The sequence below is a fragment of the Methanobrevibacter sp. genome (genome assembly GCF_017940815.1).
Lineage (GTDB): Archaea > Methanobacteriota > Methanobacteria > Methanobacteriales > Methanobacteriaceae > Methanocatella.
In genome coordinates this window covers 1-14101 of record NZ_JAGAXX010000018.1, presented here as the reverse complement: position 1 = coordinate 14101, position 14101 = coordinate 1, and the positions used below count along the sequence as shown (strand labels likewise).

At 35.5% G+C, this 14101-nt stretch carries 16 protein-coding genes; 12 read left to right on the top strand and 4 right to left on the bottom strand.

From position 1 onward, the window contains the following. The 9 genes from ILA26_RS02750 to ILA26_RS02710 all read left to right on the top strand — a co-directional run bounded on the left by ILA26_RS02750 (position 1) and on the right by ILA26_RS02710 (position 7693). The gene (locus ILA26_RS02750) at positions 1–1359 is read left to right on the top strand and encodes an MATE family efflux transporter (protein ID WP_366514874.1); all 1359 of its coding nucleotides are present in this window, start codon (positions 1–3) and stop codon (positions 1357–1359) included. Further along, positions 1360–1770, top strand: coding sequence for a GNAT family N-acetyltransferase (locus ILA26_RS02745; protein ID WP_292893835.1), 411 nt, complete (start codon positions 1360–1362; stop codon positions 1768–1770). A gap of 10 nt (positions 1771–1780) precedes the next feature. Continuing rightward, positions 1781–2560 (top strand): alpha/beta hydrolase-fold protein, encoded by a 780-nt coding sequence (locus ILA26_RS02740; protein ID WP_292893833.1) that lies wholly within the window; start codon positions 1781–1783, stop codon positions 2558–2560. A gap of 4 nt (positions 2561–2564) precedes the next feature. Next, positions 2565–3068 carry a hypothetical protein gene (locus tag ILA26_RS02735; RefSeq protein WP_292893831.1) on the top strand — a complete coding sequence of 168 codons (504 nt, stop codon included), beginning with the start codon at positions 2565–2567 and terminating at the stop codon, positions 3066–3068. A 59-nt stretch (positions 3069–3127) separates the two neighbouring features. Beyond that, a complete protein-coding gene (locus ILA26_RS02730; RefSeq protein ID WP_292893829.1) occupies positions 3128–4744 on the top strand; it encodes a CTP synthase in 1617 nt (538 codons plus the stop codon). Between the two features lie 129 nt (positions 4745–4873). Beyond that, positions 4874–5698, top strand: a complete 825-nt coding sequence (locus ILA26_RS02725) for an A24 family peptidase (protein WP_292893827.1) — start codon at positions 4874–4876, stop codon at positions 5696–5698. Further along, entirely contained in the window at positions 5698–6123 is a 426-nt protein-coding gene (locus tag ILA26_RS02720; protein WP_292893825.1) for a class III signal peptide-containing protein, read from the top strand. Before ILA26_RS02725 ends, ILA26_RS02720 begins: the two co-directional genes overlap by 1 nt. Positions 6124–6248: 125 nt before the next feature. Beyond that, on the top strand, positions 6249–7004 hold the full coding sequence (locus ILA26_RS02715; protein WP_292893823.1) for a hypothetical protein: 756 nt from the start codon (positions 6249–6251) through the stop codon (positions 7002–7004). A 2-nt stretch (positions 7005–7006) separates the two neighbouring features. Then, the gene (locus ILA26_RS02710) at positions 7007–7693 is read left to right on the top strand and encodes a TIGR00289 family protein (RefSeq protein ID WP_292893821.1); all 687 of its coding nucleotides are present in this window, start codon (positions 7007–7009) and stop codon (positions 7691–7693) included. On the opposite strand, the gene ILA26_RS02705 is transcribed toward ILA26_RS02710, so the two are convergent. The 3 genes from ILA26_RS02705 to ILA26_RS02695 are packed head-to-tail and all read right to left on the bottom strand — an operon-like array spanning position 7688 to position 9366. Then, positions 7688–8227: a nucleoside monophosphate kinase gene (locus tag ILA26_RS02705; protein WP_292893819.1), complete on the bottom strand. Its 540-nt coding sequence runs from the start codon at positions 8225–8227 to the stop codon at positions 7688–7690. The genes ILA26_RS02710 and ILA26_RS02705 overlap by 6 nt on opposite strands. A gap of 5 nt (positions 8228–8232) precedes the next feature. Further along, on the bottom strand, positions 8233–8970 hold the full coding sequence (locus ILA26_RS02700; RefSeq protein WP_292893817.1) for a phosphopantothenate/pantothenate synthetase: 738 nt from the start codon (positions 8968–8970) through the stop codon (positions 8233–8235). 12 nt (positions 8971–8982) lie between these two features. After that, a complete protein-coding gene (locus ILA26_RS02695; protein ID WP_292893815.1) occupies positions 8983–9366 on the bottom strand; it encodes a hypothetical protein in 384 nt (127 codons plus the stop codon). 315 nt (positions 9367–9681) lie between these two features. On the opposite strand from ILA26_RS02695, the gene ILA26_RS02690 reads away from it, so the two are divergent. After that, positions 9682–10728 (top strand): ribonuclease H-like domain-containing protein, encoded by a 1047-nt coding sequence (locus tag ILA26_RS02690; RefSeq protein ID WP_292893813.1) that lies wholly within the window; start codon positions 9682–9684, stop codon positions 10726–10728. 1 nt (position 10729) lies between these two features. Continuing rightward, complete coding sequence (locus tag ILA26_RS02685) at positions 10730–12247, top strand: HEAT repeat domain-containing protein (RefSeq protein WP_292893811.1); 1518 nt, start codon at positions 10730–10732, stop codon at positions 12245–12247. On the opposite strand, the gene ILA26_RS02680 is transcribed toward ILA26_RS02685, so the two are convergent. Further along, positions 12242–12997 carry a flavodoxin domain-containing protein gene (locus ILA26_RS02680; RefSeq protein WP_292893809.1) on the bottom strand — a complete coding sequence of 252 codons (756 nt, stop codon included), beginning with the start codon at positions 12995–12997 and terminating at the stop codon, positions 12242–12244. The genes ILA26_RS02685 and ILA26_RS02680 overlap by 6 nt on opposite strands. A gap of 80 nt (positions 12998–13077) precedes the next feature. Between ILA26_RS02680 and ILA26_RS02675 the strand changes: the two genes are divergently transcribed. Continuing rightward, on the top strand, positions 13078–14101 hold a 1024-nt coding region (locus tag ILA26_RS02675; RefSeq protein ID WP_292893807.1), incomplete at its 3' end, for a M42 family metallopeptidase.

Here is a 14101-nt window from a genome sequence, read left to right as displayed (position 1 = left end):
ATCATGAACATTTTCAAAACTCCTGAAAGATATCTATATTCAAACAAGGCATTGCTCTGGCTGTTCGTTCCACTTTTAGTTGAGTATGCCTTGGAATTTTTTGTAGGTCTAGCCGACTCCATCATGGTTGCATCACTTGGTGAGGCGGCAATTTCAGGAGTTTCTCTTGTTGACTTTTTGATGCAATTACTTATTTTTTCATTTTCAGCCCTTGCAACTGGTGGTGCCGTTGTGGCTGGACAATACCTTGGAGACAAGCAATTGGACAAGGCACAAAACGCTTCCACACAGCTTGTTTGGTTTTCAACAATACTTTCCACAATTCTGATGATTGTTGTAATCCTATTGAGGCAAATTCTGATAGGGGTGCTGTTTGGTCAGATTGAGGCGGATGTATGGCACAATGCAGATGTTTATCTCTACATAGTAGCATTGTCAATCCCATTCATTGCAATATACAATGCGGGGGCTGCAATTTTCAGAACAACCAATGATGCAACATTGCCTATGAAGATTATGCTGGTATGTGATGTGCTGAATGTTTTGGGTAACGCTTTTTGCATTTATTATCTTGGATGGGACGTGCGTGGAGTTGCAATTCCAACAGTGATTTCCCGTGTCGTGGCGGCTGTTGCGGTATTGTACTTCGCATTGGATGAAAGCTATAAGCTTCACATCAAAAGAACGCTCAAGCATCGCTTTGATATGGCCATGCTCAAGAAGGTATTGGATGTGGGCATTCCATACGGAATTGAAAATGGGCTTTTCCAGTTGGGTAGGGTTCTGGTATTGAGTCTGGTTTCAACATTCGGAACAATGGCTATAGCCGCAAATTCCGTTGGTTATGCAATAGGAATCTTTTCAGTCCTGCCAGGTTTTGCAATCAATCTAGGATTGACAGCGGTAATATCAAATTGTGTTGGAGCTGATGACTATGAGCAGGCAAGATATTACAATAAGAAATGTCTAATCATAGTATTTATTTCACATGTAATCATAAATATATTAATATTTGCAATATTGCCATGGGTTTTAGGAATCTATAACCTGTCTGCACAAACCGCCCAGATGACAACTGAAATGGTAATTTGGCATGGTATTTTCGCAATTGTCATATGGCCTTTATCATTCACCCTTCCTGCAACATTTAGGGGTGCGGGAGATTCAAAATCAGTGATGTATATCAGTTTGGCGGTAATGTTTTCATGCAGGATTGTCCTTTCGTATGTCATAGCTGACTGGATGGGAGTTGGGGTCTTTGGAACATGGATTGCAATGTTTATAGATTGGTATGTAAGGGCAGCGATTTACATTTACAGATATTTCTCAAATAAATGGACAGAATATAGGGTGGTTTAAGTGAGACCTGAAATAAAATACAAGAATACTCATAAATTTAGTAAAAAGGAGCTTGAAGAATTGTTCTTATCTGTGGAATGGTCTTCAGGAGAATATCCCGAAAAGCTGGTGATTGCCATGAAGAACTTCGACACTGTTTTTTCAGCATGGGATGGAGATGAACTGGTCGGTCTGATCAGCGTGATGGATGATGGCATAATGAATGCATACATACATTATTTGCTTGTAAAACCGGATTATCAGCTTAAGGGAATTGGAAAGGAACTTGTTCGCAGGGTCACAAGCCATTATAAGGATTACCTGAGGATTGTTGTAATCACTTTAAATGAAAATGTCAAGTTCTATGAATACTGCGGATTTGAAAAGGAAGAGGGCAAGAGGGCCCTGTTCATAACAGAATTGGAAAACTAGGAGAGTTATTATGGTACTATTTAGAGGAGACGTCAAGTGCAAGAGCCTTCAGAGGAGAACTTCAATCAGCGTCATATTGCCTGCAGACAACGTCCATTTCTTGCAGGACACAGAAGAGATCGTTCCTCAGCCCTATAAGACATTGTACCTGCTTCATGGGCTTTACGGAAGCGATGAGATATTCCTTGCAAACACATCAATACAGAAGTTTGCTGAAGACCATGGAATTGCTATTGTGATTCCATGCGGTGAAAACAGCTTTTATGTTGACAATCCAAAGGCTCATGCATATTATGGTGAATATGTTGGCCAGGAACTGTTGGACATAACAAGAAACATTTTCCCGTTGTCCGATAAGAGGGAGGACACTTACATTGCAGGATTCTCGATGGGAGGATATGGTGCCATCAGAAACGGACTGAAATATTGCCAGAACTTCTCAAAAATAGGAATGATTTCACCTGCATTGATAACTGACGACATTCCCAATTATACCAGCGACGACAACGCGCTGCGCTCAAGGGATTTCTATGAGTCAATTTTCGGAGATTTGGACAAGATTAAGGGTTCCGACATGGATCCGAAATATCTCATTGACAACTGCGATGACATTCCCGACATCTACATGGCCTGCGGAATCGACGACTTCCTGTTTGAAAAGTCTGCAGACTTCTATAGATACCTGAACTCAAAGGGAATTGATGCAAGGTTTGTCGGTGACGAGGGCGAGCACACATGGGAGTTCTCTGAAAAGTACATCAAGGAATTCATTGAAACGTTGATTGAGTGATTTTATGGTAAAGCTATGTCCTAAGTGCGGTGCCTCATTGTCCGAGGTTATTGGAGGTTATCTCTGCCCGGAATGTGGCGGAGGCATGTTTACTGATGATGAGGTCATATGTCCCAGATGTCCATATTGCAGCGGTGAACTGAACGATTTTATGGACGAATATTACTGTTATGAGTGTGGATTGTCCATTAGCAAGGACAGTGCGGTGTATGATAAAAGCGTAAGTGTTAATGATGATTATGATTTTGATGAACCGGATTATGATTCCATGGTCAACAATGGGGACAACATCTGTTTGAACTGCACTTACTGGAGTGTAAGTCCGTATGGTGCAGCACATGGCATGGTTTGCAGAAAAGGCTATTCTCCGTATGGTCCTGATGACTCATGCAGCGAGTTTGTCCAGCAGCACAACTTTGCAAACTACGGTGACAGTGGACAATATCAGTTTGATGAGACTGGTCGTGCAATTTCAAATAAACTCAATCACTGGAGAAATAATCGATAGTTTATAAACTAGATTAAATTTTTATATATGATTAAAAACTAAAATTATAGTATAATTTATTGGAGAGGATTAATCTGACAAAGTATATTATTATAACTGGTGGGGTAGTTAGTTCCATAGGTAAGGGTATTACCTCAGCATCTATGGGAAGAATTTTAAGATCTTATGGTTTAAAAGTTTCAGCTATTAAAATAGACCCTTATTTAAACTGGGATTCTGGAACACTCAATCCATATCAGCACGGTGAAGTATTTGTTACACATGATGGTATGGAAACAGACTTGGACCTTGGTCACTACGAAAGATTTTTAGATGTTGAACTTGATGGAATTGCTAATATTACTACAGGTAAAGTCTATGAATCTGTAATTGCAAAAGAAAGAGAAGGAGGCTATCTTGGTGAATGTGTACAAGTTATTCCTCATATCACTAATCGTATAAAAGAAATGATTAGGGCAAACTCTGAAAGTGCAGATTACGATGTGGTTTTAGTAGAACTCGGTGGTACTGTCGGAGATATTGAAAGTCAACCTTTCCTTGAAGCATTAAGGCAACTTAGGAATGAGGAAGGAAGAGACAATGTTATGTTCGTCCATGTTACATTTATTCCCTACCTAAATGCAGCTGGAGAATTCAAAACAAAACCTACCCAACATTCCACTAAAGAATTGAGAAGTGTCGGTATTAATCCTGATGTAATTGTATGCAGATCACAAGAGCACATTGATGATGCATTGCTCGCTAAAGTCGCTCACTTCTGTGATGTTGATGTAAATGCAGTTGTCAACACTCCTGATGCAGGTACAATCTATGAAGTGCCTTTAGTTCTAGAGGATAAGAACATAGGTGAATTCATCGTTAAAAGAATAGGATTGGATGTTGAAGCGGATTCCTCTAAACTTGATGAATGGCGAGGGGTTGTTGATTCCATTAAAAATGCAGAATCTGAAGTCACAATAGGTATTGTGGGCAAATATGTTGAACTTGAAGACTCATACATCAGTATCCGTGAATCATTGCTTCATGCAGCAGCTAGCATTGGGGTAAAGGCTAAAATCAAATACCTCAGTTCTGATGTTGAAAAGTTAGATGAAGATGCATTGAAAGAATTTGACGGTATCCTAATCCCTGGAGGATTCGGTGAAAGAGGATTTGAGGGTAAACTGGATGCTGTTGACTATGCAATTGAAAATGATGTTCCATTGTTCGGAATCTGTTTAGGTATGCAGTCTATCGTTACCCAATTTGCAAGGCGTAACGGATATCCTGAAGCTAACAGTTCTGAGTTTGGTGACGATATCGTCGATCCTGTCATTGACATGATGGAAGAGCAAAAGAAAATCAAGAACATGGGTGGAACAATGCGTTTAGGTTCATATGACTGTAAAATCATTGAAGGAACCAAAACATTTGAAGCTTATGGTGAAATTGATATCGAAGAGCGTCACAGACACAGATACGAATTCAACAATGATTACAGAGATGACTTGCAAGAAAAAGGTTTGATAATTTCTGGTACAAGTCCTGATGATTTCTTGGTGGAAATTGTTGAAGTTCCAAATCATCCATGGGCTATTGGTTGTCAGTTCCATCCGGAATTCAAATCAAGACCTAATAGGCCTCATCCATTATTCAAAGCATTTTTAGAAGCTATTTATGAGTATTCTAAAAATTAATTTCTCTTTTTTTATAAGTTGAAAACAATTTTGCAAGCTTGTTTTCTGCTTAATTTATATTATTTGACGTAAAATAATATATTTATGAATTTCAGTACTATATTTTTAATTCAAATACTTGTAACAATTTTGTTTTCTGTTTGTGCTACAATTTTTGATGTTAAGAGGGGTTTTGTTCCTGAAGCGTTATGTTGCATTTTGGTATTTTTTGGATTGGCTTCAAATCTGATTTTGTCATTAATTTCAAATAACATTAAATTCATTTTAGCCTCTATTATTTCAATGGTATTGACTTATACTATAACATATCTTTTATGGGAATTGCATTTATGGGGAGGTGGTGATGTAATGCTATTAACTGGTATTGCCACAGTAATACCATTCGGCCTTACAATTGACTTTTTGAATATTTTTCCAATGCCGTCAATATATCCTTTTTCATTCAGCGTGGTTATAAACAGCATTCTTGTTTCATTTCCATTTTTGCTGATTTTTGTGGGATACATGGTTATCAAAAAAGATATTTTCAAAAGCAATCTTGACATGCTGATGAATGTCCTGTCCATATCCAACCTGCATTACATAATAAATCAAACTTTAAACAAAAGAATTCCGGTTAAGGATTTGAGGGAAGGAAATATCGTTAATTCATACTACTTCAATGATGAGCATATAGTCGAGTTGATTAATGATGTTGATGAAAACTTGAAAGTTTATAAGAATAATGAAGATGATGGTTTTAAGTATTATTTTAAGTCATTGAGCGCTGGGGGGATAACAAAAAAGGACATGAATCTGCTTAAGATAATGAGTGTTCAAAAAATAATATCTGATGAAATTTCAATAAAGATTTCATATCCTTTCACTCCCGCCATTATTGCGGGGCTTTTGATAGCTGTGTTTTATGGCGACATCATGTTGTTGTTTGCAAAAAATCTGGTGTTGGTGATTTGATGAAGGATAATCATGGACAGATTTCTCTTGAGTATCTGCTGATATTTTCCATATCTCTGATACTTTTGATAGTTTTTACATTGCCCTTGGTGGAGCAGTCAATTCAAAATACTCTTGATGTGTCGGAGTCTATGAATATGGCTTCGGATTTGTCTAAACTGTCTCAAGCTATACAGACGGTTTACGGTCAGGGTCAAGGATCAAGGCAAAGCGTAGATATCATATCACAAAGGTCCAATACGATTAATATTGCAAGTAATTACGCAACATGTGATATGGAACTTAAGGACAAGTCGCATAAATTGGTAAAAGTTGATTTCAATTCAAATTTGCCCCGAACCAGTGTTCAAATTAATAAGGGTACAAATAAGATAATAGTTGATTGGCCATCAGGCAGTGAGAACATGAAAATCTATAAAGTTTAAGCTATTTTCATACAAAGTTATTTTAAGTATTATCTTTTAATATAAAAGTATATCACTTAAAATTGGTGTGAATTGTTATGGATATTATTACAACTATTATTTACATAGTTTTATTCATTATAATGATGGTATTTGTTTTTTCCATTGGGATGTTAAGACGTTATATGCCAAAACGTGAAGTGCTTTTAGTGCTTGCGGTAGCGTTTTTCATTGGAGCTATTGGAGGTGCATTCTTCTTAGACCCGATATATGATGAATTGCCTGCTGTGGCCAGTACTGTTGAAAAGAACATGCCTTATAATGAAGAAACTTTATATTTAGATTTATCATCATCAATTGATACTAACCAATTGAGGGAGCAGCTTTCCTCAATGGAGGGTTTCAAGTCTTTTGATGAGACTTCGATTTCGATTCCTATGTGGAGTTTTAATGAGAAGGAGCATGATTATTTCGAATCCATTGTTGGAAATATTGATTCACATTATGAACAGTATAATGTAACTTCAAATTCCATTAACATCAACCTTTCTCAAAATTACACTGCATCACAGGCTTTAAAATCTTTTTCAGATTGGTATAAATTAGTATATGATGATACAATTTCATATGCACAAATTAAAGCGGTATTAGTTGTTGATTCAGCTAAATTAGATGATTTTGAGCAAGCATTACTTTCCAAAGGTATTGTAGCATCTCATATTGAAGGCCCTATTCAGGACAGTGTTAATACTACAAACTCTTCAATGTTATCTAATGTGGAATTTACTTTAGTTTGTGGAGGTATAGGAGTAATTGTAGCTATTATTGGAATCTACATGGATTCTGTAGTTCCTGCATACAGAAGATTTAAAAAGTTCATGAATACTAAACGTAAAAGATAACTATGAATGTTGCAGTTTTATTTTCTGGCGGTAAGGACAGCACAATGGCATTGCATGCCGCATTGGATGCGAAAGAAGATGTTAAGTATCTTCTTTCCATGAAATCTAGGAATGATGAGTCATATATGTTTCATGTTCCTAATATTCATATCACGGATTTGCTTGCAGAGGCACTTAACATTCCGATAATGTCTGTCGAAACCGATGGCGTTAAGGAAGAGGAGCTTGAAGATTTGAAACTTGCTTTTGAAGATCTTAAAACTCGTGGTGTCGAAGCCATATACACTGGTGCACTTTACTCAGTTTATCAAAAATCAAGGATTGAAAAACTGGGTGATGAGGTTGGATTGAAAATCATATCTCCTTACTGGCATGTTGATGAACTGGAATACATGCGCAAGATTGTCTCTTTAGGTTTTAAGATAATGATTTGTGGCGTTGCTGCGTGGGGATTGGATGAATCCTGGTTAGGTCGCATAATCGATGATGCAACAATAGATGAATTGTTAAAACTTAATGAGAAATATCGTTTGGATATAGCATTTGAAGGTGGGGAAGCTGAAACATTAGCTATTGATGGCCCTATCTTTCAAAAAAAGCTTAAAATATTAAAATATAAAAAAGAATGGCATCTTGACAGTGGTGTTTTCATTATTGAAGATGCAATTTTAGAAGAAAAGAAGTTATAAATTAACTTCTTCTAAAAATTTATCTATTTCTTCCTCAAAACTTTCAAGATCACTTTCATTGATGATTAGTTTATCGGAAAGTGAAATGACTGTTCCGATTCCAAATCCCAATTCGGTATCATCTCTTTTTTTAAATCCAGCATAATCTTGGGAATCGTCTTCTCTCATTCTCTTTTTTAATCTTTCGAATCTAATGGAAGGATTTGCAAAAATTGAAAGAATGATGAAATTGTCGAAATTATCTTTAAACATGTCCACTTCTTGAGGGCTTCTAATGCCTTCAACAATAATTATATTTTCGTTTCCTTCTTCTTGAAGTTTTTTAATCTTTTTAATGGTCAATTCAGAAACGATATATTGTCCATGTTCTTTTCTTAAGTTTTTAGCAGTCTCTTTGCTGCTTTCTCCTCTTTTTTTAGCTTCCTCTCTTACGATGTCTCCCATGCTAACGATGATTGCACCTTTTTCGACTGCACGGTCAGAAACTACACTTTTTCCAGAACCAGGTAAACCAGATATTCCCATTACTTGCATTATATTCACTCTTTAATTTTTATTTGTTCTAAGGATTCTTTAAGATTTTCTTCATTATCAAAATCATTAACCATTTCAATCAATGTTTTTTTGTCCTGAGTTTTCAAGTCTTCAGCTATTTTTGTCATGAATGGAATTGCACGCACGATATTGTCCATAATTGACACGTCGGACATTTTTGAAGTTCTTGAAAGAGGATTCAAATCAATTGTCAGTATGTTTTTTCCACTTTTTTTCAATATTTCTGCCCTGTCTCCATCTTCCAATGGAATAAGGACTGTATCGGCAGTATAAATTCCAGTTTTACTCGCGCTTGCTCTATTGTTTTTAATTTCATTTAGGTATTCGATATCATCATCTAATGTGCCTAAGATGTTTTTGTAACCATGATCTTTGTATAGTTGAGTGATTATTTTCACTCTGTCGTCTGTTCTATAAAATAGGTTAATTTCGATTTTTGCACCTACTGCATTGGCCAGTTCTATTATTTCATCACATGCTAATGCGGTTGCGTTTCCATTAACTGAAATAACAGGATTATTTGATAAAAGTAATGCTGCAACGGCAACATACATTGCCCTTTTTGCAGGGTAGGTTGTTTTTTCTCCAATTAAATAATCGAAGGCTTCTCCTCTTCCATGAGCTATCATTGCGGAGTCGGCTAGATATCCTTCTTTTGATGCTTTCACCATTTTGTCTCTTAAAAGCAATGATTCATAACGTGGATGTGATTTAGGTATCATTTATTATTCTCCTTATTTTAAATCAATTGTCATTTGTGCTAAATATCCTAAAAAGGTTGTTATTAATAATGTAATTATTGTTATTGAAATTAAGTGTATCGTATAGTTGTTAAATAATACATTTGAGGTATGGGGTATTACGAAGAAAATTAAGTCTAGAATAATATCTATTATAACAAACACCGCTCCCACTAAAATACCTTCTAAAACTTCATTTTCTTCAATATTTCTTATATATAATATGCCAAAGAATCCTATAATAATTATAGTGATTAATGGATTAAGGATATTTATATTGGGAAGGTGTGTTGTAAATATAGGGTCGAATAGTGATGTTAAAAAATATGACAAAGCCCATATCACAATTCCAAATATTATTGCTAGTTTCAGTTTCATTTTCCTTACCTTAAATTATATTAATATTATTTTTGATTTAAAAATATTTAATACTTTTCTAACTAGCGTTTAAGTAAAAATTGAAAATTAGTTTGGGATGGTTAGGTAGATATGGAATCTACCTAACTGCTTGTTTTACAAGCTTTAGAGAAATGAATTTTAAAATTTGGCTGTTTAATCTATCTCTCAAGGCTACATTGTAGCCTAATATATACTATGATTTTCACGATATATAAATATTATTGATATTTTATAAAAATTCAAGTGAACTTTATTAAAAAAATATATATTATCAAATTGATAAAGTAAAATTGAATGACAGACGATAATAATTTTGAAGAGTATTTAAGAAAAGTGTTGAGCAATTCAATAAGCTCACAAAATCCTTCAGAAGAGGCCAAAGACAAGGCAAGAAAATTATCACCATCCTATTTCAGCGATCTAAAAGAAAAATTACTAATTGAGTATGAGGGCAAGAAATTAAAAGACGTGATGGACTGTAAAATTTGTTCCAATTCATTTGGAGATGTTTTAAAAATAACAACAGAAGAAAAAATCAACTTCAACATTGAAGATAATGATTTTAAAAATCAAATCAATTACAATCTTAAATTATTGCCAAGAATAGGCCTAAAAACCGAGCAAAATCTAAAGGATAAAGGATATGACACAATAGAATCATTGACTGAACATGATAAATATTCTAATCTTGCATCAGATTTTCTAAGTAAAATTGATGACATGTCATATTTGGAAATAATCGACCTATTGGACAATAATAAATACTCAAAAAAATGCAGGGATAACATTTTAAAGAGCATAAGCTTGAAAGACCCTGAAAACTTTAAATTTATGGATATTGAAACAAAAGGATTGTCCAATGTTCCAATAATTTTAATAGGTGTTGCGGAAATTAAAGGAAATAAAATAGTATCTTCACAATACTTCCTAAGGGATTACGCAGAAGAGGGAAATATTATTGAAGCCTATTTAAGTCATTTGGATGAGGATTCAGTTCATGTAACATTTAATGGAAAAACATTTGATGTGCCATTCATAAAAAACAGATGTTCATACAACAGAATCAATGCAAACCTGGACTTGCCTCACTTGGATTTAATGTATTTTGCAAAAAATCTATGGGGAGACCAATTGCCTAATTGCCAATTGCAAACCATAGAAAGGGAATTGTTTGGAATCGAACGTGAAGGGGACGTTCCTGGACAGTATATTCCCGGTTATTATGATACTTATTTGGAAAAAGATAATATCGGGCCGGTGGTGCCGATAATAGAGCACAATTGCCAGGATATTATCTCACTTGCAAGTTTTTTAGAAAAAATGTATAGGGATGTAAATTAAAATGGGATTGTTTGACAGATTTAAGAAAAACGATAATAAAAAGGAAAAACCAAAACAAGAGAAAGTCATCCCGGATGATTTGGAAATAGATGAGGATCAATTGATTCTAAAGGAAATAGCAACAAAAAGTAAGGACAGATATGAAAGGGCTGCCGCTGCCGATCAGGTAACTGACCAGTATGTTGCTTTAGACATGTCTAAAAACATTAAGGACCGTGCTATACGATTGATTGCGATTAATAAGGTGAAAGACGAAAGGCTGCTCAGGGATGCTGCAGAAAACTCCCAATTTTTTGATGTGAGAAGTTTCGCATGGGAAAGACTTGGTGAAAACAACAAGTCAATCGCTGAAGTGGTTATAAATACCAAGAAAAGCCCTCAAGTAGATGAGATTTTTGAAAAGATAACTGATGAGGAAACATTGGAATGGATTGCAATCGATGCACAGGATAAGAAATACAGAAATGCGGCAATTAACAAGATAAATGATGCTAATGTACTTTATGATTTGGTTTTCAAGGCAAAAGACAAGTCAATTAGAAAAACTGCAGTTCTAAAAGACACATTCGTCAGTGAAGATGTCCTTCAAAAAGTTGTAATGGAGGACAAGGACGAATCAGTGAAGATGTCTGCTGTTGGCAAAATCAAAAATGAGGATAATCTCGCAAAGATTGCACTTAATGAGGATAACGCTAAAATCAGATCAATCATTTTTGATAAAATTGAAAACACCGAAATATTGCAGGACATTGCATTGAACTCAACAAAGGCTGATGTAAGGTTGGACCTTGTCAAGAAATTGGATGATGAGGACTTATTGGCAAAAATTGCTTTAAATGATTCAGATAACATTGTTAGAAGTGAAGCGGTTAAAAAGATTGATGATGAGAATGTGCTGCTTGAAGTCATATCCAATGATGATAACAGGTTTGTTCGTCAAATTGCAGTAAACAACCTAAGCAATCCTCAGGACTTAATCAAAATCGCTTTAAACGATGATGATCAATTTGTAAGAAATCATGCGATAACCAATCCTGCTTTGACAAGTGAGGATGATTTCACATATATTGCAATCAATTCCGCCCATGAGGAGATTGCAACAGAGGCCTTGGCCCATGTCAACGAGGAAAGGAATTTCATCGAGATTCTAAAAAATGCAAAAATAAAATCAGTTAGGCAAGCTACCTTGGATAATATTGACGATTTGGAAACATTAATTAGAATTGTTCTAGCTAATGAGGATGAAGAGTTCTCCCTTAAGGCTTTGAATAAGATTAAAGTCCAAAAATGTTTATTTAAAATTTATGAGCAAGGGATTTCTGAAAACATTTCTGTAAGAGCAGTTTCATTACTTAAAGACCAAAAGGTTTTGACTGATATTGCCCGTGAAGACGATTCATGGAGAGTCCGTGAAGTTGCTGTTAAAAAAATAGTCAGTAAGAAGGTCTTAAAGGAAATCTCAATAAATGATGAAAATAAATATGTAAAAGAAGTGGCAAGAAAAAGAATGAACCTATAAATAAAATTCAGGTTCTTTCCTTTCGCTATTTGCCTTTTCGAAATCTACTTTTTTAGCGTTGAACGCATCACCTGCAAATGCACGTGCATCTTCAGGACATATTGCAATGCATGCGGTGCATCTTGAACATAACTCTAAATCTGTTGTTATAGGGTCATCATCAGGAATTGCATGTTCGGGACATATTGAAACGCAATCGTAACAGAATGAACAAACGCTTTCATCGCATTCGATAACAAATGGCAATTGCTTATAGTCTGTGTAAGGTCTGTTTCCTGGAATTTCAGACTGTAATGATTCGCCAGATTCTATTTTTTCAATGCATTTTTGGCTGAACTCATTGATTTTTTCAATGTCTGATTCGTCAGGTCTTCCCACTGCAACGCCGTCAAATATGGAATGGTGGCTTACGGTTGTTGCAGCTGCGATTACATCGAAGCAGTTTTCCTTCAATACATCAACCAATTCAAGCAATGCGTCAGTCACATGAGCATTTCCGTAATTTGCAACTGCTATGGCTTTTGTATTGTCTCCTTTGATTTTGGAGAGTCTTTCACGAGCGGATTTAGGAATCCTTCCTGCAAAGATTGGCATTGCAACAACGGCAATGTCATCGCTAGAAAGCTTCTTTGATGATTCAAAGTTAAGCAAGTCACAAATCTCTTTTTCCTGGTTGAAATTATCTGCTATGATATCTGATACCTTTTTGGTTGTCCCTGACGGGCTAAAAAATATTTCTACAATTGACATACTCTCACCTAGTTACCTATAATATATATAATAGAAACTATTTAATATTATTAAATTTATAAAAATTATGTGGTGATACGATGGAATTAATGAGAGAGCTTTCTTTAGCACCTGGTGTATCAAGCGCTGAAGAAGAAATCGCTAAAATTATTACACGTGAATTAAAAGATGTAGCTGATAAAATTGAAACTGACAGTATGGGAAACCTTATTGCTACTAAAAAAGGTCAAAAAAAGGCTCCTACTGTAATGTTAGCTGCTCACATGGATGAAATCGGTTTAATGGTCAGATACATTGATGATAATGGTTTTATTAATTTCTCAACTATAGGTGGAATTAATGATCAAATGCTAATGAACCAAACAGTAACAATCCACTCCTCAGTTGGTGAAGATGTTGTTGGTGTAATAGGTTCAAAACCACCTCACGTAACAACTCCTGAAGAAAGAAACAAAGTTGTTAAAGCAAAAGACATGTTTATAGATATTGGAGCAAAAGACAAGGAAGAAGCAGAGAAAATGGTCAAAGTTGGCGATACAATGACCTTCAATGCACTCTTTGAAGAATACCCTAACAACAGAATAATGGGTAAGGCTTTAGACAACCGTGTAGGTTGCTATGTAATGATGGAAGTATTAAAAAGAGTGGAAACCAGAGCTACTGTGTATGGTGTTGGAACTGTACAGGAAGAAGTTGGTCTTAAAGGAGCTAAAACCTCTGCATTCAAATTAAACCCTGATTTAGCTATTGCTCTTGATGTTACCTTGTCCGGTGACCATCCTGGAATCAAACCAGATGAGGCACCTGTTGTCATGGGTAAAGGTCCAGCCATCATTTTGGCTGATGCAAGCGGAAGAGGTATTTTAACTAATCCAACCGTTAAGGACATGCTCATCAAGGCAGGGGATGAAAACGATATTGACTATCAATTGGAAGTTAGTGACGGTGGAACCACTGACGGTACTGCAATTCACTTGACTCGTGAAGGAATTCCAACCGGTGTTGTATCAGTTCCTACACGTTACATTCACACTCCAGTAAGTGTATGCAGTATGGATGATATTGAATCAACAATTCAATTAATTACTAAAGCTATAAATGATT